The 22,290-nt window shown below is 68.9% G+C and carries 21 protein-coding genes; 12 read left to right on the top strand and 9 right to left on the bottom strand.

Going from position 1 to position 22,290, the window contains the following annotated elements; translation table 11 throughout:
• Positions 1-127: 127 nt before the first annotated feature.
• The 3 genes from DMC61_RS01505 to DMC61_RS01515 form a co-directional block, all read right to left on the bottom strand.
• Complete coding sequence (locus tag DMC61_RS01505) at positions 128-2,170, bottom strand: PhoX family phosphatase (protein ID WP_125686218.1); 2,043 nt, start codon at positions 2,168-2,170, stop codon at positions 128-130.
• A 98-nt stretch (positions 2,171-2,268) separates the two neighbouring features.
• A complete protein-coding gene (locus DMC61_RS01510; RefSeq protein ID WP_125686220.1) occupies positions 2,269-3,486 on the bottom strand; it encodes an MFS transporter in 1,218 nt (405 codons plus the stop codon).
• Positions 3,476-3,934, bottom strand: coding sequence for a MarR family winged helix-turn-helix transcriptional regulator (locus tag DMC61_RS01515; RefSeq protein WP_125686222.1), 459 nt, complete (start codon positions 3,932-3,934; stop codon positions 3,476-3,478). The genes DMC61_RS01510 and DMC61_RS01515 overlap by 11 nt, the downstream gene beginning before the upstream one ends.
• 77 nt (positions 3,935-4,011) lie before the next feature.
• On the opposite strand from DMC61_RS01515, the gene DMC61_RS01520 reads away from it, so the two are divergent.
• On the top strand, positions 4,012-4,647 hold the full coding sequence (locus DMC61_RS01520) for an HAD family phosphatase (protein WP_125686224.1): 636 nt from the start codon (positions 4,012-4,014) through the stop codon (positions 4,645-4,647).
• 91 nt (positions 4,648-4,738) lie between these two features.
• Here the strand turns inward: DMC61_RS01520 and DMC61_RS01525 are convergent, their stop codons facing one another.
• Both DMC61_RS01525 and DMC61_RS01530 read right to left on the bottom strand, forming a co-directional pair.
• Positions 4,739-5,821, bottom strand: coding sequence for an inositol-3-phosphate synthase (locus DMC61_RS01525; RefSeq protein WP_016338274.1), 1,083 nt, complete (start codon positions 5,819-5,821; stop codon positions 4,739-4,741).
• 63 nt (positions 5,822-5,884) lie between these two features.
• Entirely contained in the window at positions 5,885-6,430 is a 546-nt protein-coding gene (locus DMC61_RS01530; protein WP_005168208.1) for a PadR family transcriptional regulator, read from the bottom strand.
• Between the two features lie 247 nt (positions 6,431-6,677).
• On the opposite strand from DMC61_RS01530, the gene DMC61_RS01535 reads away from it, so the two are divergent.
• The 3 genes from DMC61_RS01535 (at position 6,678) to DMC61_RS01545 (ending at position 12,629) form a co-directional block, all read left to right on the top strand.
• A complete protein-coding gene (locus DMC61_RS01535; RefSeq protein ID WP_043848473.1) occupies positions 6,678-7,091 on the top strand; it encodes a DUF5318 domain-containing protein in 414 nt (137 codons plus the stop codon).
• 487 nt (positions 7,092-7,578) lie between these two features.
• A complete protein-coding gene (locus DMC61_RS01540) occupies positions 7,579-9,957 on the top strand; it encodes a transglycosylase domain-containing protein (RefSeq protein WP_125687078.1) in 2,379 nt (792 codons plus the stop codon).
• A 161-nt stretch (positions 9,958-10,118) separates the two neighbouring features.
• Positions 10,119-12,629 carry a transglycosylase domain-containing protein gene (locus tag DMC61_RS01545; RefSeq protein WP_016338277.1) on the top strand — a complete coding sequence of 837 codons (2,511 nt, stop codon included), beginning with the start codon at positions 10,119-10,121 and terminating at the stop codon, positions 12,627-12,629.
• On the opposite strand, the gene DMC61_RS01550 is transcribed toward DMC61_RS01545, so the two are convergent.
• Positions 12,630-13,679: a Gfo/Idh/MocA family oxidoreductase gene (locus tag DMC61_RS01550; protein WP_125686226.1), complete on the bottom strand. Its 1,050-nt coding sequence runs from the start codon at positions 13,677-13,679 to the stop codon at positions 12,630-12,632.
• 55 nt (positions 13,680-13,734) lie between these two features.
• On the opposite strand from DMC61_RS01550, the gene DMC61_RS01555 reads away from it, so the two are divergent.
• Both DMC61_RS01555 and DMC61_RS01560 read left to right on the top strand, forming a co-directional pair.
• A complete protein-coding gene (locus DMC61_RS01555) occupies positions 13,735-14,817 on the top strand; it encodes an ROK family transcriptional regulator (protein WP_125686228.1) in 1,083 nt (360 codons plus the stop codon).
• A gap of 17 nt (positions 14,818-14,834) precedes the next feature.
• On the top strand, positions 14,835-16,382 hold the full coding sequence (locus DMC61_RS01560; RefSeq protein WP_125686229.1) for a glycosyltransferase family 87 protein: 1,548 nt from the start codon (positions 14,835-14,837) through the stop codon (positions 16,380-16,382).
• Here DMC61_RS01560 and DMC61_RS01565 read toward each other — a convergent pair.
• The 3 genes from DMC61_RS01565 to DMC61_RS01575 form a co-directional block, all read right to left on the bottom strand.
• Positions 16,339-16,674: a hypothetical protein gene (locus DMC61_RS01565; protein ID WP_125686231.1), complete on the bottom strand. Its 336-nt coding sequence runs from the start codon at positions 16,672-16,674 to the stop codon at positions 16,339-16,341. The two genes, DMC61_RS01560 and DMC61_RS01565, sit on opposite strands and share 44 nt — an antisense overlap.
• A 44-nt stretch (positions 16,675-16,718) precedes the next feature.
• On the bottom strand, positions 16,719-17,228 hold the full coding sequence (locus tag DMC61_RS01570) for a hypothetical protein (protein WP_016338283.1): 510 nt from the start codon (positions 17,226-17,228) through the stop codon (positions 16,719-16,721).
• A 106-nt stretch (positions 17,229-17,334) separates the two neighbouring features.
• Entirely contained in the window at positions 17,335-18,114 is a 780-nt protein-coding gene (locus DMC61_RS01575; protein ID WP_016338284.1) for a deoxyribonuclease IV, read from the bottom strand.
• Between the two features lie 119 nt (positions 18,115-18,233).
• Here DMC61_RS01575 and DMC61_RS01580 point away from each other — a divergent pair, with 119 nt between their 5' ends.
• From DMC61_RS01580 to rpsR, 6 genes are all read left to right on the top strand, one after another.
• Positions 18,234-19,037, top strand: coding sequence for a hypothetical protein (locus DMC61_RS01580; RefSeq protein ID WP_125686233.1), 804 nt, complete (start codon positions 18,234-18,236; stop codon positions 19,035-19,037).
• Positions 19,038-19,160: 123 nt separating this feature from the next.
• Entirely contained in the window at positions 19,161-20,051 is an 891-nt protein-coding gene (locus DMC61_RS01585) for a hypothetical protein (RefSeq protein ID WP_125686235.1), read from the top strand.
• 101 nt (positions 20,052-20,152) lie between these two features.
• On the top strand, positions 20,153-21,037 hold the full coding sequence (locus tag DMC61_RS01590; protein ID WP_125686237.1) for a hypothetical protein: 885 nt from the start codon (positions 20,153-20,155) through the stop codon (positions 21,035-21,037).
• Positions 21,038-21,115: 78 nt separating this feature from the next.
• Positions 21,116-21,436, top strand: coding sequence for a 30S ribosomal protein S6 (rpsF, locus tag DMC61_RS01595; RefSeq protein ID WP_016338288.1), 321 nt, complete (start codon positions 21,116-21,118; stop codon positions 21,434-21,436).
• A 17-nt stretch (positions 21,437-21,453) separates the two neighbouring features.
• Positions 21,454-21,954 (top strand): single-stranded DNA-binding protein, encoded by a 501-nt coding sequence (locus DMC61_RS01600; protein WP_125686239.1) that lies wholly within the window; start codon positions 21,454-21,456, stop codon positions 21,952-21,954.
• Between the two features lie 77 nt (positions 21,955-22,031).
• Positions 22,032-22,280 carry a 30S ribosomal protein S18 gene (rpsR, locus tag DMC61_RS01605; RefSeq protein WP_005168122.1) on the top strand — a complete coding sequence of 83 codons (249 nt, stop codon included), beginning with the start codon at positions 22,032-22,034 and terminating at the stop codon, positions 22,278-22,280.
• Positions 22,281-22,290: the final 10 nt, after the last annotated feature.

Genomic DNA, 22,290 nt, shown 5'->3' on the forward strand with positions numbered 1-22,290 from the left:
GACGTTAAGCGACCAAAACGATCCAGCTCTGGCCAGAAGATGAACAGCGCGCGAACGAGCGATGGCGCGCTGCCGGACCCGGCAGCGCGCCATCGACCAAAAGTACTGCTAGATGGTTGCTTTTAGACTAGGAACCGATGTCTTCCAGGCCATGCCTGCCCGGTTTCCACACCGCCACCACGGAGGGGCGAGGCTGGGTTTCCCCACCGTCCGGCCAATGGGAGGCCGGTTTGTCGGCGTTCGCGCCGTCCACTTCACCCGGATGCTGGACACACACCGTGACGATCTTCCGCTCGACGATCGGCCCGCAGGTCTCCGCGCCGCGGGGCACGGTGAGGAACAGCTTCAGCTCGCCGCGGTTGCGGCCCTCCAGCGGCACGGAGTAGAGGCCGTCGTTGATGCCGAGCGCGCCCGCCGAGTCGGTGGAGATCCAGAGGTTGCCGTGCCGGTCGAAGGCCACGTTGTCGGGGCTGGAGATCGGCGAGACCTGGTCCTTGGGGAAGCCGGCGAAGTAGGTGTCCGGTGAGGCCGGGTCGCCGCACACCAGGAAGAGCCGCCAGCTGAAGGTCAGCGCGAGCGCGTCCCCGCGGCGCTCTTCGAGTTCCAGCACCTGGCCGTGCTTGTTGTTCAGCCGCGGGTTGGGCTCGGTGGCGCCTTCCTTGCCGGGGTTGCCGCGCTCGACGTTGTTGCTCAGCGCGCAGTAGATCCGGCCGGTGTACGGATGGGCCTGGATGTCCTCCGGGCGGTCCATCTTGGTGGCACCGACCCGGTCGGCCGCCTCGCGGGTGAAGACGTACACCTCTTCGGCGGTCATTCCGTCCACAAAGGACTTCTTTCCGGACGCCAGCGGGATCCATTCGCCGCCGCCGTCGAATTCGCCGTCACCGGGCAGTTTCCCGGTGCCGTCGATCTCGGCGACCGGGCTGTCGCCGGTGAACCGGCCGACGTAGAGCGTGCCGTCGTCGAGCAGGGTCATGTTGTGGCGCCGGGCATGCGCGCTGTTCCCCGGCTTCATCCGGCCCTTCGAGATGAACTTGTAGATGTACTCGAAGCGTTCGTCGTCGCCGGAGTAGGCGACCACGCGGCCGTCCTTGGCGACGCGGATGTTCGCCGTCTCGTGTTTGAACCGCCCGAGATGCGTGTGCTTGACCGGGGTGCTGTCGGGATCGTTCGGGTCCAGTTCGATCACCCAGCCGAAGCGGTGGGCTTCGTTCGGCTCCCTGGCGATGTCCCAGCGCGCGTCGAACCGCTCCCACTTGCGGGTGGTCGCGGTGCCCTTGATGCCGTACCGCGCGTAGCGCTTGCGCTTCACGGGGTCGGTCACCGTTTCGGCGTTCCCGAAGTACTGGTTGATGTTCTCCTCGCCGGACAGGATCGTGCCCCACGGCGTGACGCCGCCCGCGCAGTTGTTCATCGTGCCCAGCACCACCGTGCCGGTGGGGTCGGCGGCGGTCTTGAGCAGGTCGCTGCCCGCGGCGGGCCCGGTCACCTTGAACGGCGTGTGCAGCGTGATCCGCCGGTTGTAGCGGGACATCTTCGGCCGCAGGTGCCCGGTGTCGCGTCCGCGCGACACCTGGACGACGGTCAGCCCGTGGGCCGCCCACGCGATCTTGACCTGCTCCTCGGTCGGGTTGTCCTTGTCGTAACCGCGGAACATGAACTCTTCCGAGGTGTACTCGTGGTTCGTGACCAGGAGCGAAGTGAGGCCCCAGTGGTCTAGCGGCAGCAGCGCGGCGAAGTCGCAGTTGTAGCCGAACTGCTTCGCCTGCGCCTCGGCGGTCTGGTGGTCGAAGTCGAACTCCGGCGCGCCGGGCAGCACCGCGTCACCCCAGCGGATCACGATGCCCTGCTCGTAGCCCTCGGGCACCACGACGGCGTCGAGCGTGTTCGGCTGAACCCGCTGGTAGTCGGTGCCGGGTGGCGGTTTCGGGCGCCCCTCGGGAGCAGCATACGCCGGTGCCGCGAGCGCGAGCGGCGTCCCGGCGGCCAGTGCGACGACGGCCGTCGCCTTCAGCGCGCCTCGGCGGCTCACCGCGCCGAGCACGTCGGCGAAGGTGGGATTGTCCGAGGTGTTCGGCGCGTCGTGGAAGCACGCGTCGCCACAGCGATAGGTACAGGTCACTGATGCCCGGCTTGGTGAGTGGCCGGCCAGCAACGGAAGGAACTTCACGCGGACCTCCGGTCAGGCAGTTCGGGAGGTCGACGCTAAGGCACCGGACCAACGAGAGGAAACCCCTCGTTGGTCCGGTGTTCACCCGTTGTTCCGATTTACATCTCTTCGCCGACGAGGACCGCTTCGGCCGGGATGGTGTGCGGGTCGGCGGTCTTCTCGCGGATCGTCAGCAGGGCACCGGCGAGCACGCACAGGATCGCGGCGATCACGAACGGCGCCTGCTTCGCGCCGAACCACTCGGCCAGGTGACCGACGACGGTCGCGGCGACCGCGCCGCCGAGCCAGCGGCAGAAGTTGTACCCGGCGCTCGCGACCGGACGCGGGGCGCCGCTGATCGACATGGCCGTGCCGGTGAACAGCGTGTTGAGCAGGCCGGACACCAGACCGGACAGGATGATGCCGACCACCAGCACCGGCTTGCTCGGGATCGCCATGATCAGCAGCAGCACGGCGTAGCCGAACACGGCGACCACGGTCGCGTGCCGCTCACCGAGCTTCGCGGCGAGTTTCGGCGCCAGCACCACTCCCGCGACGGCGACCGAAAGGCCCCAGCCGCAGAAGATCAGGCCGACGGCGACGGCGCTCCACTCCAGCACGAACGGCGACCAGGCCAGCACCACGAAGAACGCGGCCGTGTACAGCGCGGAACCGATCGAGGTGCGCAGCAGCCCGCCGTGCTTGAGCGCGCGGAACGGGTCGAGCAGGCGGATCTTCGGCCGCTTCTCCTTCGCGTCGGCGGTCAGGAAGATCGAGCAGAGCACGAGACCGCACAGCATCAGCACAGAAGTGCCGAGGAACGGGCCACGCCAGGAGATGCTTCCGAGCAGGGCGCCCAGCAGCGGGCCGACCGCGAGGCCGACCCCGAGCGCGGCTTCGTACAGCAGGATCGCGCCCGCCTGGCCGCCGGTCGCGGCGCCGACGATCACCGAAAGCGCGGTCGCGATGAAGAAGGCGTTGCCGAGGCCCCAGACCGCGCGCAGCCCGATGAGCTGCTCGATCGACCCGGACGCGGCGCACAGCGCGGTGGCGACGACGACCAGCGTCAGCCCGACGACCACGGTCCGCTTGGCCCCGAACCGGGCGGTCATCGCGCCGGTCACCAGCATGGCGACCGCCTGGACGCCGAGGTAGCTGGAGAACAGCAGGGTCACTTCGGACGGCGTCGCCTTCAGGCCTTCCGCGATCGACAGCAGGATCGGGTCGACCAGCCCGATGCCCATGAACGCGATGACCGCGGCGAACGCGGTGATCCATACCTGTTTGGGCTGCCCCTTGACGGCGTCCAACAGGCTCGAGTGGGGCTCAGCGCTCATCGCGGATCAGTTCCTCCTTCTTGTCTTCGTGCAGCAACCTGGTGAGGGCGGGAAGCGCGGCTTCGATCGCGACGCGGTCGGTCTCGTCGAGTTCGAGGAGCCGCTCACGCAGGAACTCCTCCCTCGCGACGATCAACCGGCGATGGAAGCGCTGCCCGACCTCGGTGACCTCGACGAGAACGGCGCGGCCGTCGGCGGGATCGCGGCGGCGGCTGACCAGGCCCAGCCGTTCGAGACGGCGGACGACGTCGGTCATCGTCGGCATCCGGACCCGCTCCAGCTCGGCGAGCGTGCTCATCCGCCGCGGACCGCCGTTGAGCAGCTCCGACAGCACCGAACCCTGCGTGAGGGTGAGCTGCACCCGCGGGGTCTCCCGGCGGACGAGGTAGTACAGCCGGAACACCAGCGGACGGAGCCGGTGGGCGAGCTCGGCGACTTTCGTGGTCACTTAGCCATGCTAACTAAAATTACTGAGCATGGCTAAGTAATCTGCCGCACAGGTTTCCAGCGCCTAGGGTTGAAGGTGTGGAAGCGGTGATCTTCGATCTCGACGGTGTCCTGGTGGATTCGGAAAAGATGTGGGACGAGGTCCGCCGGGCGGTCGTCCACGAGTTCCACGGCACCTGGCGGGAGGAATCGACCAGGGCCATGCAGGGGATGAGCACCCCGGAATGGGCCGCCTACCTGGCGCACGACCTCGGCGTTCAGCTCCGGCCCGCGGACGTGGCGCAGGTGGTGATCGACCGGATGGCGCGGCGGTACGCGGAGAAGCCGCCGATCATCCCGGGCGCGCCGGGTGTCGTCCGCGAGGTCGCGAAGCACTGGCCGGTGGCGATCGCGAGCTCGTCGCCGCCGCTGCTGATCAAGGCGTTCCTGGACATCACGCGGCTGCCGGTGCCGACGGCGGTGTCGTCGGAGCAGGTCGGCGCGGGGAAGCCGGCGCCCGACGTGTATCTGAAGGCGGCCGAGCTGCTGGGCGCGGAGCCGAAGAACTGTGCGGCCGTGGAGGACACCACGAACGGGCTGCGCGCGGCGCTGGCGGCGGGGATGACGGTGTACGCGGTGCCGAATCCGCATTTCCCGCCGGATCCGGCGGTGCTGGAGCAGACGACGGTGGTCCCGGTGATCACGGACCTGCCGTCGGCGCTTCAGGGGGACTGAAGCGCCTTAAGCGGCCCCTCGAATGCAAGGAACGGTCCTTTCCTTGCAAAATTTGCGAGGAAAGGACCGTTCCTAGCGCGCTACGGGAGGGTCACGCCTCGCCGGCGATGAACTTCTCCACCGCGTCGCGGGCGGTCGCGTCGTCGTACTGCTCCGGCGGCGACTTCATGAAGTACGAGGAAGCCGAGAGGATCGGGCCGCCGATGCCGCGGTCCTTCGCGATCTTCGCGGCGCGCACGGCGTCGATGATGATGCCCGCCGAGTTCGGCGAGTCCCACACCTCGAGCTTGTACTCCAGGTTCAGCGGCACGTCGCCGAAGGCGCGGCCTTCGAGCCGGACGTAGGCCCACTTGCGGTCGTCGAGCCACTGCACGTAGTCGGACGGCCCGATGTGGACGTTGCCCTTGCCGAGCTCGCGGTCTACCTGCGAGGTGACCGACTGGGTCTTCGAGATCTTCTTCGACTCGAGCCGCTCCAGCTCCTTCATGTTCAGGAAGTCCATGTTCCCGCCCACGTTGAGCTGCATCGTCCGGTCGAGCTGGACGCCGCGGTCTTCGAACAGCTTCGCCAGCACGCGGTGCGTGATGGTGGCCCCGACCTGGGACTTGATGTCGTCACCGACGATCGGGACGCCGGCCGCGCGGAACTTCTCCGCCCACTCCGGGTCGGAGGCGATGAACACCGGCAGCGCGTTGACGAACGCCACACCGGCGTCGATGCACGCCTGCGCGTAGAACTTGTCGGCCTCTTCGGAACCCACCGGCAGGTAGGAGACGAGCACGTCGACCTCGGCCTCGCGCAGTGCGGCGACGACGTCGACGGGGGTCTCGTCGGACTCCTCGATGGTCTCGCGGTAGAAGCGGCCGAGACCGTCGTAGGTGTGACCGCGCTGCACGGTGACACCCAGCGGCGGCACGTCCGCGATCTTGATCGTGTTGTTCTCCGAGGCGAAGATCGCCTCGGACAGGTCACGGCTGACCTTCTTGGCGTCCACGTCGAACGCGGCGACGAACTCGATGTCGCGGACGTGGTACTCGCCGAACACGACGTGCATCAACCCGGGCACGCGGGTGCCGGCATCCGCGTCGCGGTAGTACTGAACGCCCTGGACCAGCGAGGCCGCACAGTTGCCGACGCCCACGATGGCCACCCGAACGCGGCGGTTCTCGCCCATGCCGGTTTCTCCTTCATTAGTCCAACAGTTGTAGGTAATGCGCAGCCGGGACCGCGGAGCGCCTCAGGTCTCCGGTCCTCGCTGCTCGGCCTGTTCGTGCGCGATCAGCTCGTTGAGCCAGCGCACCTCCCGCTCACTGGACTCCAGCCCGAGCCGGTGCAGCTCACGGGTGTAGCGGTCGATCTTCTCCTCGGCCCGCGCCATTGCCGTCCGAAGTCCTTCTCGGCGTTCCTCGACCCGACGACGACGGCCTTCCAGGATTCGCATCCTGACGTCGGCCGGTGTCCTCGAAAAGAACGCCAGGTGGACGCCGAAGCCTTCGTCGTCCCACGTCTGCGGCCCGGCGTCGCCGAGCAGTTCGGCGAACCGTTCCTTGCCCTCGGCGGTGAGCTTGTACACCCGCTTGCCCCGGCGTGCCCACGCCCGGTCTTCCACCTCTTCGAGCTCCTCGACGAGGTAACCGGCGCGAAGCAACCGGCGCAAGGTCGGGTACAGCGAGCCGTACGAGAACGTCCGGAACATCCCGAGCGTCTCATGCAAACGTTTGCGCAGCACATAACCGTGCATGGGGGTCTCGTGCAGCAGCCCCAAGATCGCGAGCTCCAGCACACCGCACCCCCTTCCGGGAACAAACCGCGACCGGTCGCGTTGGCCACCGTGACCGGCTCGGTCAACCTACCGGCCCACTATATCGCGCCGATACATCGAAGTGGCGTAGCTAACCCGATCGTGGCCCGGTCGATCCGGACGAAATTCACCGGAGAGTTATCGAATCGTCGGCGTGTCCGACCGTGCGCGGACCGTCTCCCCGAGAACGGGGCGTGGACCACACAGCAAGAGCCCGTACTCTGTTGGCGTGCGAAACCAGCGGCAGGTCGTGGACTACGCCTTACAGCGGCGCGCGCTGCTCAAGGGCGTCCACTCCGGACGGGTCGGCACATACGACGTCTGCGACGCGGGCCCGTACCTCCTGCGGGCCGCGAAATTCCACGGCCGACCAGGCGAGCAGGACTGCCCGGTCTGTCATCGGGAGGAACTGACCCTGGTGTCCTGGGTGTACGGCGACGAGCTCAAGCACGCCGCCGGATCGGCCAAGACGCCGGAGGAACTGATGCGGATGGACGGGCTCTTCGCGGAGTTCACCGTCTACGAAGTCGAGGTCTGCCGGAGCTGTCACTGGAACCACCTGGTGCGGTCCTACGTCCTCGGAACAGGAGAACCGGGAACCACCCGGCCACGGACCCGGTCGCAGAGGACAGCGGGTCAGTGACAGGTATCGAAAACGCAGTTGACCACAGAGCGGCGTCCCCCGAAGCGCCGGTCTGGGAGGCCCATTCGTGAACGACGACCGCAAGCGCTCCTGGCCTGGCCAGGAGCCTGATGCACCTCGCCGTGCCCAATGGCCGGGCGAAGCCGATGATCCGGGCTGGCCGAGCGAAGAACCGCCGCGCCGCCCGCAGCGCCGGACACCCCCGAACGGCACCCCCCGCTCGGCCCCGCCCCGGTCCGCGAACGATCCGCAGTGGCCGGGCGGCGACGCCGGCGGCCCGGAGTGGCCCTCCGACAACGAACCCCGCCGTCCCGCGGCCCCGCGCCGCGCCAACGGCATGCCCCCACGCAGGCAGGGGCCCCCGCCGCCGGGAGGACGGGGCCCCGCCGGTGACCAGCGGTCCCGCCAGGGTGCCGCCGGGCACCGCCCGCCGCCGCCCCCGCCCGGCAACCGACGTCCTCCGGCACCGGCCGACCAGGCGACCGCGATGGTCCGGCCGGTCGAGCCGGAGCCGTACGAGCGCGAGCCCGAGCTCATCACGCATCACGCGCACAACGGCACCGAAGACCCGTACGGCTACGACCCGTACGACGACCGCTATGACGATCGTCACGAAAGCACCGCCCTCGGCGCCGAGGGCGAAGACGCGTACGACGAGCCGTCCGAAGACGAAGAGGACGGCAAGAAGAAGGTCCTGACGCCGAAGCAGCGCAAGAAGCGCCGCTGGCGGATCGTCCGCCGGGTCCTCTACGCGATGTTCGGCCTCTTCGTCGTGGTGCCCGCGATCGCGTTCGTCATCACCTACTTCCTGGTGGACGTCCCGTCGCAGGAAAGCGTCGCGAGCCTGCAGAGCCAGCCGATCACGCTGATGTACGCCGACGGCAGCCCGATGGGCAAGATCGCACCCGCCAGCGGCGGAAGCCGGTACCTGCTGCAGCCGGGCGAGGTCCCGGACGTGGTCAAGAAGGCCGTGTACGCGGCCGAGGACTCGTCGTTCGAGACCAACTCCGGTTTCGACGTCGGCGGCATCCTGCGCGCGGTCTACAACAACGTCACCGGCGGCCAGGGCGGCGGTTCGACGATCTCCCAGCAATACATCAAGAAGGCCACGGCCAACGAGGCGCCGACGCTCACGCGTAAATGGACCGAGCTGGCGAAATCCTTCAAGATGAACAACCAGATGTCCAAAGAGGAGATCATCACCGCCTACCTCAACACCATCTACTTCGGTCGCGGGGCGAACGGCATCGAAGCGGCCGCGCAGGCCTACTTCAAGAAGCCGGCCAAGGAGCTCAACGCGTCCGAGGCGGCCCTGCTCGCCGGTCTGATCCAGGGCCCGAGCCGGTCGGAGAACGAGGCTTACGCCACCAGGCGGTGGACCTTCGTGATGGACCAGATGGTGGCGAACAAGTGGCTCGACCCGGGTGCGCGCGCCACCGCCACGTTCCCGAAGCCGATCCCGAAGGCGCAGGCGAAGGCCGACGACGCCGGCACGCTGAGCCTGCACATCCGCAACCGGGTGATCGACGAACTCGAGGCCCGCGGCTACGACCAGGACCGGCTGCACCAGGGTGGCTACAAGATCACCACGACGATCGACCCCAAGGCGCAGAAGATGGCCGAGGAGTCCGTCGCCGAGGGGATGAAGGGCCAGACGGACGAGAACATCCTGAACGCGCTGGTCGCGATCGACCCCAAGACCGGCGGTGTGGTCGCGTACTGGGGCGGCCCCGACTGGACGAAGAACGCGCAGGGCCAGGACGTCCAGGCCATCGACTGGGCGAACGTGCCGCACAACCCCGGTTCGGCGTTCAAGGCCTTCGACCTGACCGCCTTCCTCAAGATGGGCAAGGGTCTCGGCGAGACCTTCGACGGCTCCAACAACCGGAAGTTCGACGGCCGCACGATCCGGAACGCGGGCGAGAGCTCCAACTGCGGGCCGCAATGCACGGTCGCCGAGGCGATGAAGGTCTCCGCGAACACCGTGTTCTACGACATGGTCCGCAACGAGACGAAGATCGACCCGGTGGCGAAGGCCGCGAAGGAAGCCGGCGTGATGGTGGAGGCCGACGGCGGCAAGGCGAAGCTGAGCCCCGACATCAACATCGCGCTCGGCGGTGGTGGCACGGTCACCACCGCGGAGGACATGGCGGCCGGCTTCGCCACCTTCGCCGGTGAAGGCGTCCGGCAGAAGCAGCACTTCGTCGCGAAGCTGACCAACTCCCAGGACGAGGTCGAGTTCGACGAGACGGCCCCCAAGGGCGCTCCCGCCTTCAGCGACGACGCCGCCAAGAGCAAGCAGATCGCCGGCAACGTCACCGACGCGCTCGAAGAGGTCATCCCGTACTCGAAGCTCAAGTGCCCGAAGGGGCACGAATGCGCGGGCAAGACCGGGACCCAGCAGTACGACTTCAAGGACAGCGACCCGGCGAGCTATCGCGATCGCAACGCCCAGACCTGGATGGTCGGCTACACGCCGAGCATCTCGACCGCGGTGTGGGTCGGCGGCGACGGCAACAAGCCGCTGCACGACAAGAACAACAAGCCGGTCTACGGCCGGACCATCGCCGGCCCGATCTGGGAAGACTTCATGTCCCGGTACATGACCGGCAAGCCGTCGGAGAAGTTCGAGAGCGTCAAGCCGATCGGCAAGGACGCGCGCTACGTGCCGACGACCACGGCACAGAAGCCGCCGGAGACGTCGACGCCGCCCGAGACGCCGACGACCACCCCGACGCCGTCGACTCCCACCGAGCCGACCGAGCCGACGGACACCGGCAAGCCGACGAAGCCGACCAAGCCGAGCTGGACGAGGCCGGGACCGGGGACTTCGGATCCGTTGTTCCCGAACGGCGAAGATCCGTGACGGTCGGGCTGAGCACGTGACGAAAGGTGTGCCGGGCGAGTGCCCGGCACACCTTTTTTCGTCGCATCGGTGAACCTGAACCGTTCCGGCACGTCTTTACTAGAAGGAGACCTGCGACCGCAGGACCGCGCTCACCCACGGAAGGTTCGGAGGACGTCCCAGTGAACGACGATCCCCACGGCGGATGGCCAGGTCAGGACCCTGACCCCGCCCGTCGTCCGCAACGCCCGGCCGGACCGCCCCGTCGTCCCGCCGGTCCGCCCCCGGGATACGGGCAGCGGCCGGGACCCGGTCCCCAGGGGCAGGCGCCGTGGCAGCGCCAGGGTCCGTCCCAGCAGCAGCCGCCCCCGCGCCGTCCGCAGCGGCCGCCGGTCGCGCCGCAGCACGAGCCGGACCTCATCACGCATCACGAGCACAACGGCACCACCGATCGCGGGTACGAAGAGCCGTACGAGGACGAGCAGTACGGCCCGGAGACCGACGAGAACGGGAAGCCGATCCTCACCCCGGCCCAGCGCAAGAAGCGCCGGTGGAGACGGATCCGGCGGGTGCTGCTCGCGCTGTTCTGCCTGTTCGTCGTCATCCCGGCGATCGCGTTCGTGATCACCTACTTCGCCGTCGACGTGCCGTCGCCGCAGTCCGTCGCGGCCACGCAGGGCCAGGCGGTGACGTACTACTACGCCGACAACACCGAGATGGGCAAGGACGTCCCCAAGGGCGGCAACCGGCAGATCCTGACGCCGGAGCAGATCCCGGACATCGTCAAGAAGGCCGTGATCGCCACCGAGGACGCCTCCTTCGAGACGAACTCCGGCTTCGACATCGGCGGCATCCTGCGCGCGGTCTACAACCAGGTGACCGCGGGCAAGGGCGGTGGTTCGACCATCTCCCAGCAGTACATCAAGGTCGCCAGCGGGGACGACGAATCGTCGCTCGCGCGTAAATGGACCGAGCTCGCCAAGTCCTTCAAGATGAACCAGACGTACGAGAAGAAGGACATCATCACGGCGTACCTGAACATCATCTACTTCGGGCGCGGTGCGTACGGCATCGAGTCGGCCGCGCAGGCGTTCTTCGGCAAGCCCGCCGGCGAGCTCAACGCCTCCGAGGCGGCGCTGCTCGCGGGCCTCATCCAGCAGCCGGGCCGCTCGGAAAACCCGAAGGTGGCGAACGAACGCTGGACCGTCGCGCTGAACCGGATGGTGCAGAACGGTTTCCTCTCCGCCGCCGACCGCGCGAACCTGCAGTTCCCGACGCCGATCCCGCAGGAGGACAAGCAGCAGGCCGGCGTGGTCAACCCGTTCATCCGCGACAAGGTCAAGGAAGAGCTCGCCGCGAACGGCATCACCGACGACGTCTACTACCGGGGTGGCTACAAGGTCTACACGACCATCGACCCGAAGGCGCAGGCCGCGGCCGAGCAGGCGGTGGCCGACGGGATGAAGGGCCAGACCGACGAGAACCTGCTCAACGCACTCGTCGCGATCGATCCCAAAACCGGTGGCGTGAAGGCGTACTACGGTGGCCCGACCATCGTGAAGGGGCCCAACGGCAAGGACCAAAAGGGCCGTGACTGGGCGAACACGCCGCAGAACCCCGGGTCGTCGATGAAGCCGTTCGACCTCACCGCGTACATGCAGCTCGGCAAGGGCGGCATCAACTCGACGTTCGACGGCTCCAACAACCGGCAGTTCGGGAAGCAGACGATCCGGAACGCCGGTCCCGGCAGCACCTGTTCGCAGCAGTGCACGGTGTCCGAGGCGATGCAGCGGTCGGCAAACACGGTGTTCTACGACATGGTCGTGAACGTGACCAAACCCGGGCCCGTGGCACAGGCGGCCAAGGACGCCGGGGTGAAACCCGCCCCCGACGGCAGCTCCGAACTGTTCGCCGACAACAACATCGCGCTCGGCGGCGGCAAGACGGTCATCACCCCGGAGGACATGGCCGCCGCGTACGCCACCTTCGCGGGGGAAGGACAGCGGCGGGACAAGCACTTCGTCGTCAAGGTGACCAACTCGCAGGACGAGGCCGCGTACTCCGCTCCGGAAGAGGCGAAGCCCGCGTTCGCCGACGACGCCGACAAGAGCAAGCAGATCGCCGGCAACGTCACCGAGTCGCTCAAGGGTGTCGTCCCGTTCTCGAAGCTCAAGTGCCCCAACAACCACGAGTGCGCCGGAAAGACCGGGACCCAGCAGCACACCTACCGGCCGGGCGAGCCCGCGTCGGCGAAGGACGCCAACTCGCAGACCTGGATGGTCGGCTACACGCCGTCGATCTCGGCCGCGGTGTGGGTCGGTGGCGACGGTGACAAGGCGCTGAAGGGCAAGAACGGCAAGTCGATCTTCGGTTCGACGATCGCCGGGCCGATCTGGCAGAAGTTCCTTTCCCTGTACCTGAACGGGAAACCGGCGGAGCGCTTCGGCAAGGTCAAGATCATCGGCGGGGACGACAACAACACCGTCCCGTCGACGCAGACCCCGCCGGACGACGACGAGGGCTCGACCGAGACCGGCACGCCGTCGACGGGTCCGTCGACCGGATCTTCGTCTTCGCGGAACGAAGAGGATCCGCCTTCGAGCTCGAAGAACCCGCCTTCGTCCAGTGAGAACAACGAAGAGGGCGGCAACGGAGGCCCGCCGGGCCGGGGCGGCAGAGGCGATACCGAATAGCTAGAGGGTGACGACGCGCCGTTCGGCACCCGCGAGGTGAGCGGCTTCGATGACCCGGAGCGTCTCGACGGCGGAGGCGGGATCGACGGGGAAGCCGCCCTTGCCGAGCAGCGCGTCGCGCACCTGCGCGTAGAAGTCCTCGTAGCGGCCGACCTCGGTGGGCACGGTCTCGACGTCTTCGTTCACGCCGAGCACGCCGGTGTCCGACTCCGGTTCGACGCCCCAGCCGGGGTCGCCGGGCCGCAGGCCGTCCTTGATCTGCGGTTCCTGGACGTCGAGGCCGTACTTCGTGAAGGTCGCCTTGTCGCCGAGCACGCGGAATCGCGGGTTCCGGGTGCCCGCGAGCGCGGACGCCCAGAGGTGCGAACGCACGCCGTTGGTGTGCCGAAGGGCGACGAAGGCGTCGTCGTCGACCGACACCCCGGCGCGGCGCCTGTCGACCTCCGCGTAGACCTCGGAGACCGGGCCGAACAGCTGCAGCGCCTGGTCGACGATGTGCGCGCCGAGGTCGTAGAGGAGCCCGCCCGCCTCGGCGGGGTCGCCGAACTCGCGCCAGTTGTCCCGCGGCTTCGGCACCCAGCGGTCGTAGCGTGACTCGAAGCGGAAGACGTCGCCGAGGCGTCCGGTTTCGAGGACCTTCCGGACGGTGAGGAAGTCCGAGTCGAACCGGCGGTTCTGGAACACCGTCAGCCCGACGCCCTTGGCCTTCGCGGCTTCGACGACCTTCGACGCTTCGGCCGCCGTCGGCGCGAAGGGCTTGTCGACGACGACGGGCAGACCCGCCTCGATCGCCCGGAGCGCGAGCGGAACGTGGGTGCGGTTCGGCGTGCTGACGACGACCAGGTCCAGCTCGCCGGCCTTCGCGAACAACGCGTCCGCGTCGGGCAGCACGTCGGCGGCCGGGTAGTCGGCGCGCGCCTGCGCGGCCCGGTCCGGGTTCGAGGTGACGATGGCGGCCGGGGTCAGCCCCGGTGTCGCGTCGACCAGCGGCGCGTGGAAGACGCGTCCGCCGGTGCCGTATCCGAAGATCCCCACTCGCAAGTCAGCCATGACCCCATTAAACAACAGTGTTGCGTAATCAGCCAGTCATGGCAGGATGCGCGCTATGCCGGAGACCGGGGTCAATCTGCGCGGCCTGCGCCAGCACAATCGGACACTGCTGCTCACGCATATCCTGCGCGCGGGCGGTCTCAGCCGCGTCGAACTCGCCGAGCGCACCCGGCTCACCCAGCAGGCCGTCTCGAAGATCGTCCCCGAACTGCTCGAAGCCGGCCTGCTGGACGAAGAACGCCAGCCCGCGACCGGTGTCGGCAAGCCACGCACCCTGCTGCGCGTCCGCGCGGACGCCCGGCACGCGCTCGGCGCCCAGCTCGACCGGGACTCCTTCCGGGTGGTCATGACCGACCTGACCGGCAAGATCGTCGCGTCGCGCGGCGGCCCGCTGAACCCGGGCTTCACCCCCGCCGAGGCCGTCTCCGCCCTAGGCGAAGCGGCCGAAGCGCTGCTCGACGGCGTCGAGGGTGTCCTCGGCCTCGGCGTCGGCAGTGTCGGCCCGCTCGATCACCACGAAGGAGTGGTCCGGGACGCCACGAACATGCCGGGCTGGCACGACGTGCCCCTGCGCGACCTGCTCGCGAAACGCACCGGGCTGCCCGTGCGGCTCGACAAGAACACCAACGCCGCCGCCTTCGCCCAGCACTGGCCGGAAGGCGACCAGGCCGCGACCGCCGTCGTGCTCGTCGGGACCGGGATCGGCGTCGGGTTGCTGATCGACGGCAGGCTGTACCGAGGGCCGCGGACCAACGCCGGCGAGTTCGGGCACACGACGCTCGCCTTCGACGGACCGCGCTGCGCGTGCGGCCGCCGCGGCTGCGTGGAGGTGCTGCACAACGCGGCGGCGACCACGGAGGAGGCGGCGGGATTGCTGGCGATCGGGCTCGCCGACCTCGTCCAGGTGCTCGACCTCGAACGTGTCGTGCTCACCGGCCGTTCGGTCCGCGCGGCGCCCGAGGTGTACCGCGACACCGTCGCCGCGCGCCTGCGCGAGCTCCTGCCTTTGCCGCACTGGCAACGGATCCAGGTCGATCTCGACGAGATGGGCGACGACGTCGTGGCGTTCGGCGCGGCGGCGGAGGTGCTGGCCGGGTTCTACGAGAGCGGCGACATCACCGGGTGGTCACCCGGATAGGCGCTAACATCCGCCACGTGCCCGACCAGACGCCCCAGCCCGAGGCTCCGCTCTCCCTCACCCCCGGCGAGCGGGTCATCCCGAGCTGGAACGAACCGCTCGTGGCCGCGGCGACCCGGCCGATCGGCGGCCCGCTCGGCGAGCACGCGGCCGTGGGGCGGCACTGGTTCTGGTCACCGCAGCGGGTCGGGCTGCTGCTGGCCTGCCTCGCGCTGGTGCTCTCGTGGTTCGGCAAGGCGTCGTGCATCCAGCAGTACACCGACGACTCCGGCACCCACCAGCTCGACTGGCGGGCGGGCCGCCCGTTCGTCGCGATGTGTTACTCGGACATCGTCCCGCTCTACAGCTCCGAGCGGCTGAACGATCCGGACACGTTCCCGTACGTGACTTCGTGGACCGAAAACGAAGGAACGGCGAAGGAGACCACGCGGTACATGGAGTACCCGGTGGCGACCGGGCTGTTCCAGTGGATCAACGCGAAGCTCACCGAAGCCTGGCTCTCGGTCGCGGAAGCGGGCTGGCTGCCCGGCGCGCTCCCGGTGGCCGTGTACTTCAACATCTCGGCGCTGTGGCTCGCGCTGGCCTGGCTCGTGACGGTGTGGGCGACCGGCCGATCACTGAAACGCCGCCCGTGGGACGCCGCGCTGGTCGCGATCTCGCCGCTGGTGCTGGTGCACGTCTTCACCAACTTCGACGCCATCGCGACCGCGTTCACCGCGACCGCGCTGCTCGCGTGGGCGCGGCGGCGGCCCGAGGTCGCGGGATTCCTGCTCGGGCTCGGCGCGGCGGCGAAGCTGTATCCGCTGCTCCTGCTGATCCCGTTGCTCTTCCTGTGCCTGCGTGCGGGCAAGGTCAAACAGTGGGCGCTCACCGCCGGGCTCGCGGTGGCGACGTTCGTCGTGGTCAACGTCCCGTTCGCGCTCGCCGCGCCGACCGGCTGGTGGGAGTTCTTCCGGCTCAACACGGTGCGCCCGATGGACCCGGACTCGCTCTACAACGTGATCTCCCACCTTTCCGGCTGGACCGGATTCGACGGGAAGCTCGCCACGGGCGAGACACCGGTCGTGCTCAACGCCGTCGTCGCGGTGCTTTTCCTCGCCGCCTGCGCCGGCATCGGCTACGTCGCGCTGAAGGCGCCGCGCCGTCCGCGGCTCGGCCAGCTCGCCTTCCTCGTGGTGGCCGCGTTCCTGCTGACCAACAAGGTGTGGAGCCCGCAGTACTCGCTGTGGCTGGTCCCGCTGGCGGTGCTCGCGATCCCGCGCTGGCGGCTGCTGCTCGGCTGGATGGTCCTCGACGCGCTGGTCTGGGCGCCGCGGATGATGTACTACCTCGGCGTCGACAACAAAGGCCTGCCGCAGGACTGGTTCCTTGGCGCCGTCGTGATCCGCGATCTGGCGGTGATCGGCCTTTGCGCGCTGGTGATCCGCGACGTCTACCAGCCGCGCAAAGACCCGGTCCGCCTCGCCGACGACGACGATCCGATCGGCGGATTCCTCGACGGCGCCCCCGACCTGCGCGCGGTCAAGCCCGCTTCAACACCTCAGGTCCAGGACGTTCGAGCCTGATGTGCTTGCCGAAGTCCTCGGCGCCGAAGTCTTCGATCCGCACGACGACGGCTTCGGGCGAGGTCTCGACGAGCCTGCAGGCGAACCAGCCTTCGCCGTGCCTGACCGACCAGCGCTCGGCGAGGATCGCCAGGCCCTCCGCCTCCAGCAACGCGACGGAGTCGTCGAAGGCGGCGGGCCCGCCGAGCGGGTAGCCGAAAACGGTCAGTGCCTGCCAACGGGTTTCCGGCGCGGGGACGACGTAGCCGACGTGCTCGCCGTCCTCCGCCCGGTACACGGTCCGATTCTTCATGCGGCACAGGTTCGACCCTCCCGCCGCGTGAGGGTCAAGCCGATTCAACGCACGAGGTAGCCGCCCGTGCTCGTTTCGAAGAACGGCACCGGGCCGGTGCAGGGCAGGACGTCCTGTTCGAAACCGCCGTACCCCCAGCTCCAGCCGATCCGGTCGTGGCCGCGCGGCACGTCCCGCACCGAGAAACCGACGCGGCGGCCGACCACGTTCACCGGGAAGGCGGGGATGTCGGCGCGTTCGATCACACCGGTCAGGACGGCGAGGTCGCCATCACGCGAGACGCAGTCGACCTTGCCCTCGAAATCGGCGACGAGCTTGCCGTCCTTCGTCAGGTGATTCACGTGGAACCGGCCGGAAGACTTCCCGGGTTCCCCGAAAGCGGCGAAGTCGAATCGGACCGGCTCGCCTTCGTAAGCGGGGAACGTCAGCGGCCCGCCCGCCGACCCGATGACCGCGGACCCCGCCGCCTGTGTCGCCGTCGCCTGTGTCGCCCCCAGCGTTCCCGCGGCGACGGCGAGCACTGCGACGGCGGCGATCTTGGCCTTGAGCTTCATGGCTTTCCCTCCAGTACCGGGTGTGTCCCGGCTGGAATCGAGCCTTCCTCGATCGGCGCGCCCGGCCCTCCCGCTGGAGAGGGAACGGCCTCCCGCGCGAGTAGCCCTAGGCGGACGCGACGCGCTCCCGGACGAAGGCGATGTCCGCCGCCTGCCCGTCCGACGGGGTCTCGACGACCACCGGAGCGCCCGCTTCGGCCGCGACCGCGGCCAGCACCTCGGGATCGATCGTGCCGTCGCCGCCGACCACGTTGGCGTGCCGGTCCCGCGTGGAACCGAACTCGTCGCGCGAGTTGTTGAGGTGCACCAGGTCGATCCGGCCCGTGATGGCCTTGACCTTCTTGACCGCCTCGGTCAGATCCCAGCCCGCCGCGTACGCGTGGCAGGTGTCGAAACAGAAACCCGCGCCGAATTCGCCGACCTTGTCCCAGAGCCGGGCGATCGTGTCGAGGTCGCGGGTCATCGCGTTGTCGCCGCCCGCGGTGTTCTCGATCAGGATCGGCACGGCGAAGCCGCCCTTTTCCTGTTCCCGCTCGAAAAGCTTGCGCCAGTTGACGAGGCCCTCTTCGACGTCTTCCCCGGAACCGACGTGGCCGCCGTGCACGACGAGCCCTTTCGCGCCGATCGCGGCGGCACCGTTCGCGTGCTGCGTGACATTCTTCCGCGACGGGATGCGGATGCGGTTGTTCATCGACGCCACATTGATCAGGTACGGCGAGTGGATGAACACCTCGACCGGCGATTCCTTGATCGCTTCGCCGTGCGGGTGGGGTTTGGGAGCCTTCCAGCCCTGCGGGTCGGAAAGGAAGAACTGGAGGACCTCGGCTTCGCGTTCGGCGACCGCGGAGAGGGGATCGTCGTCGCGGACATGGGCACCGATTTTCATGCTGGCAACTTACCCTCGCGGGTTTTTCGCCGTCGCGGACCGGATGGTCACGCTCGTGGGGTAGCGTGAGCGCGTTCCGTTAAACCGCGTGGGTCTTTGAGGGGCGGAGGACGAACTCGATGGGGAAGACTGCCGGGCGGATCACGGCTTGGGGATTCGCGCTTTCGGTCACGGCCGGACTCGCGTTCCCGATGACCGCGACGGCCGCCGAGGAACCGAGCCCGACCCTTTCCGGTGATTGCGCGTCGACGCTGCAGAACGGGAAGTCGGCCGACGGTCTCGTTCTCGACGCGGGTGCCCCGCTCGGTTCGTCCGAAGCGCTGACGGTCGGCCTCGATTCGAAGGCCAAGACCGCCGAGGGCCGGAAGCCCCTGCTTTCGCTGCCGGTCGGCGATCTGGTCAAGACGACCGGTCTCACCGACAACGCGGCAGGCGACCTCGTCGCGCAGGGTGTCTGCAAACCGGCGCAGGGCGCGGTGAACGCGGTCGGGAACCTGACCCAAGGCGTCGTCGAGGAGATCCCGGGTGTCCCGGAGATCCCGCCCGGCCCGAACCCGCCCCAGCCGGAGCCGCCCAAGCCCGAGCCCCCGAAGCCGGGGCCGGGGCAGCCCGGTGGTCCGGGCAGCGAACTCCCGGTCGAGACCGCCCCGGGTTCCTCCACCGGCATCGGCGGCGACTCGATCGCCGGCCTGATCAGCAACGCGGCGCTGCTGCCCGGCAGCTTCGTCCAGGCGCCGGTGATCACCGAGATCATCCCCGGCGAGGTGCCGCCGCCCACCGTCGACGAGAAGGACACCGGCAACGCGCAGGCCGTCCAGGCGCCGGTCGCCCCGGCCAAGCTGCCGCTGCTGCTGGCGGTGCTGGCGCTGGCCGTCGTCGCCGCGGCTCTGGTCCGCGCCTGGCTGCGGGGCAAGCCCGCCTGATTTCACCGTCAGTGACGCCCGCTTCCACTCGAATGCCTGACCTCTTCGAGTGAGCGGGCGTTACTTGTCTCCATTAGCGTCGTTGTCCGGGTAGGTGACCCCGACGACGGAGGAGTCGAAGGCATGCGCGAACGGACACGGAGGGCGACGGCCCTGGGTGCGTCGGCCTTCATTCTCGCGGGCTCGGCCGCCCTCGCCATGCCCGGCACGGCCGCCGCCGCGGAGACCAAGACCGCCACCTGCGGCGGCTCGGTGACCGCGAAGACCGGCGACACGATCCTCGGCAAGACCCCGTTGCTCGGCATCCCGCTCAACCTCGGCCAGGCCGGACCGGTGTCGGGGGTGCTCACGGGGACGATCAACGCGCTGCTCGGCACGGTCTGCAAGGTGACGGTGACCGTGGTGAACACCGTCGTCGCGCCGGTCCCGGTCGTCGGCGCACCCGCCGCGGAAGCGCTGAACGGCGCCGTCAGCGGCACCCACGAAGCCCTGACCGGTGGTGGCGCCAAGCCCGCTCCCGGAACCCAGCCCCAGCCGGGGAAGCCCGCTCCCGGAACACCCGGCAGCGGCGGTCCGCAGACCGGCGGACCGGGTGCTCCCGCGCAGGGCGGCGCCCCGGCGGGCGGCATCCCCGCGGCGAACAGCCCGCTCCTGCCCGGCACCTTCACCCCGAACTTCGGCGGCCTGCCGTGGGGCATCAGCACGGGCTACGCCCCGATGCGCGACTACAGCTCCATCCCGATGGCGACGGCCGGTCTCTTCAGCCCGTCGCCCGGCCTCCGGTACGGCGGCCAGATCCCGGGTTACGCGCCCCAGTTCGGCATCGAGACCGAGAACCAGCCCGGGAACCCGGACGTCCAGAACGCGGGACAGGCCGAAGCGCTACCGAGTGTGAGCGACGGATTCACTCAGGACGGGAAACTGCCGCTGCTGATCGCCGTTTTGGCACTCTCCGGAGTCAGCGCGGGCCTCGTGCGCACCTGGGTCCTCCGCCGAATGGCCGCTACAAGTTAGTCCTACCGCCTAGTATCTTTCTGATCACTCCCTCGTTATCCCCGTTGCAGTGATTCCTCATGCACTGCTTCATGCCCCCACCGACCCGGAGGATCGCGCCCGTGCGGAAGACCACCATCTGGCAGACCACCCGCAAGGCGCTCACCGTCACCGCACTCGCGACCATGGTCACCGGTGGCGCGCTCCTGACGGCCGGGACCGCCTCGGCGGCCACCACGCTGGCGAACGCGTGCAGCGGCACCGTGAACGGCGGGATGGGCGACACCGTCGCGATCACCGGCACCTCGGTCAAGGAACTGGTGCGGGCGGGCGCGCGGGAAGCGGGCACGCTGGCGCTGTACGACGTCGCCGCGAACGACATCGCGAAGGTCAACACCATCAACGTCGGCGCGGTCCCGAACGCCGCGGGCGGTTCGGTCGACGGCAAGGCGATCGGCGCGGCCGTGCGCCAGGCGGTCAAAGACACCAAGTCCTGGGGCCTCGGGCTGAACCCCGAAAAGACGCTGAACTCCATCGAGCACAAGGTCGCCGGCAGCTGCGGGCTGACCACGGTCGCCACGAACTACGTCGCGCCCACCCTGCCGGCGCCGGGCACCACCGCCCCGCAGCAGGGCGGCAACGGCGGCGGCACCCACGGCCTCCCGTCCTCGCCGGGCCTGCTGCCCGGCGGCAGCAACAACGGCACCGGCTACGCCCCGCCGCGCGACTACGGCAACCTGCCGGTCGCGCAGCCGGGTGTCGCGGTGGCGCCGGGCGTGCGCTACCCGGCCAACAGCCCGCTCCCCGGCGAGGGTGCCCCGCAGTACGGCACCGAGGGCCAGGCGGGGCAGGGTCCCGACGTCCGCAACGCGGGCAACGCCGAAGCGCTCGCGACCGACGGCATGCCCGGCGGCGACGTCCAGCTGCCGATGCTGCTCGCGGTGCTCGTGCTCGCCGGCGTGACCGCCGCGCTGGTCCGCACCTGGGTCCTGCGCCGCGTCTCCTGACCGCCAGGTACGCTTACCTGGACAAACCCTCCTGCCACGGACAGTCCGTGGCCGCGAGCCCATAGGAGGTGAGTGGTTGTGTCACGCCATTACGAGGTAATGGTCATCCTGGACCCCACGCTCGACGAGCGTACGGTGGCCCCGACCCTGGACAACTTCCTCAACGTGATCCGCACTTCGGGCGGAAGCGTCGAGAAGGTCGACGTCTGGGGCCGTCGCCGGCTGTCCTACGAGATCAAGAAGCACGCCGAGGGCATCTACGCGCTCCTCGACCTGAACTCGACTTCGGAAGCGGTCAAGGAGCTGGACCGTCAGCTCTCGCTGCAGGAGACCGTGCTCCGCACCAAGGTCATGCGCCGCGAGATCAAGCGCGCCGCGACCGCCGCCGCCAAGGCCTGAGCCGAAGGACTTTCCCGATGGCTGGAGACACCGTCATCACGGTGATCGGCAACCTCACGTCCGACCCGGAGCTTCGCTTCACCCCTTCCGGTGCGGCGGTCGCGAACTTCACCGTCGCGTCCACCCCGCGCACGCTGGACCGTCAGTCCGGTGAGTGGAAGGACGGCGAGGCCCTGTTCCTGCGCTGCAACATCTGGCGTCAGGCGGCCGAGAACGTCGCCGAGTCGCTGACGCGTGGCGCGCGAGTCGTCGTGCAGGGGCGCCTCAAGCAGCGGTCCTTCGAGACCAAGGAAGGCGAGAAGCGCACCGTCGTCGACCTCGAGGTCGACGAGATCGGCCCGTCGCTGCGCTACGCCACCGCCAAGGTGAACAAGGTCAGCCGTGGCACCGGTGGCGGTGGCGGCGGCTTCGGTGGTGGCGGCGGTGGCCAGAGCGCCCCGCCCGCCGACGACCCGTGGGGTTCCGCCCCGCCCGCCGGTGGCGGTGGCGGCGGTTTCTCCGACGAGCCGCCCTTCTGATCCGGCGTCCACCGCGGGCGAATAGCTCCGCGAGACGCCTCGAGACAACCACTACGTAGAAATTCAGGAGTAATACCGTGGCCAAGCCACCCATCCGCAAGCCCAAGAAGAAGGTCTGCGTGTTCTGCAAGGCCGAGAAGAAGGGCCGCCCGGAGAACATCGACTACAAGGACACCAACCTGCTTCGGAAGTACATCTCCGACCGCGGGAAGATCCGTGCCCGCCGGGTGACCGGCAACTGCAGCCAGCACCAGCGTGACATCGCCATCGCGGTCAAGAACTCACGCGAAATGGCGCTGCTGCCCTACACCTCGACCGCGCGCTAAGGAGGCACGT

The sequence above is a fragment of the Amycolatopsis sp. WAC 04169 genome (assembly GCF_003947535.1).
GTDB classification, from domain to species: Bacteria; Actinomycetota; Actinomycetes; order Mycobacteriales; family Pseudonocardiaceae; genus Amycolatopsis; species Amycolatopsis keratiniphila.

Excerpts from the sequence above, each read along its gene's own strand:
- DMC61_RS01510 (WP_125686220.1), bottom strand. The coding sequence starts at position 3,486 with ATGAGCGCTGAGCCCCACTCGAGCCTGTTGGACGCCGTCAAGGGGCAG.
- DMC61_RS01525 (WP_016338274.1), bottom strand. The coding sequence starts at position 5,821 with ATGGGCGAGAACCGCCGCGTTCGGGTGGCCATCGTGGGCGTCGGCAAC.
- DMC61_RS01540 (WP_125687078.1), top strand. The coding sequence starts at position 7,579 with ATGGTCCGGCCGGTCGAGCCGGAGCCGTACGAGCGCGAGCCCGAGCTC.
- DMC61_RS01550 (WP_125686226.1), bottom strand. The coding sequence starts at position 13,679 with ATGGCTGACTTGCGAGTGGGGATCTTCGGATACGGCACCGGCGGACGC.
- DMC61_RS01555 (WP_125686228.1), top strand. The coding sequence starts at position 13,735 with ATGCCGGAGACCGGGGTCAATCTGCGCGGCCTGCGCCAGCACAATCGG.
- DMC61_RS01565 (WP_125686231.1), bottom strand. The coding sequence starts at position 16,674 with ATGAAGAATCGGACCGTGTACCGGGCGGAGGACGGCGAGCACGTCGGC.
- DMC61_RS01570 (WP_016338283.1), bottom strand. The coding sequence starts at position 17,228 with ATGAAGCTCAAGGCCAAGATCGCCGCCGTCGCAGTGCTCGCCGTCGCC.
- DMC61_RS01575 (WP_016338284.1), bottom strand. The coding sequence starts at position 18,114 with ATGAAAATCGGTGCCCATGTCCGCGACGACGATCCCCTCTCCGCGGTC.
- DMC61_RS01580 (WP_125686233.1), top strand. The coding sequence starts at position 18,234 with ATGGGGAAGACTGCCGGGCGGATCACGGCTTGGGGATTCGCGCTTTCG.
- DMC61_RS01585 (WP_125686235.1), top strand. The coding sequence starts at position 19,161 with ATGCGCGAACGGACACGGAGGGCGACGGCCCTGGGTGCGTCGGCCTTC.
- DMC61_RS01600 (WP_125686239.1), top strand. The coding sequence starts at position 21,454 with ATGGCTGGAGACACCGTCATCACGGTGATCGGCAACCTCACGTCCGAC.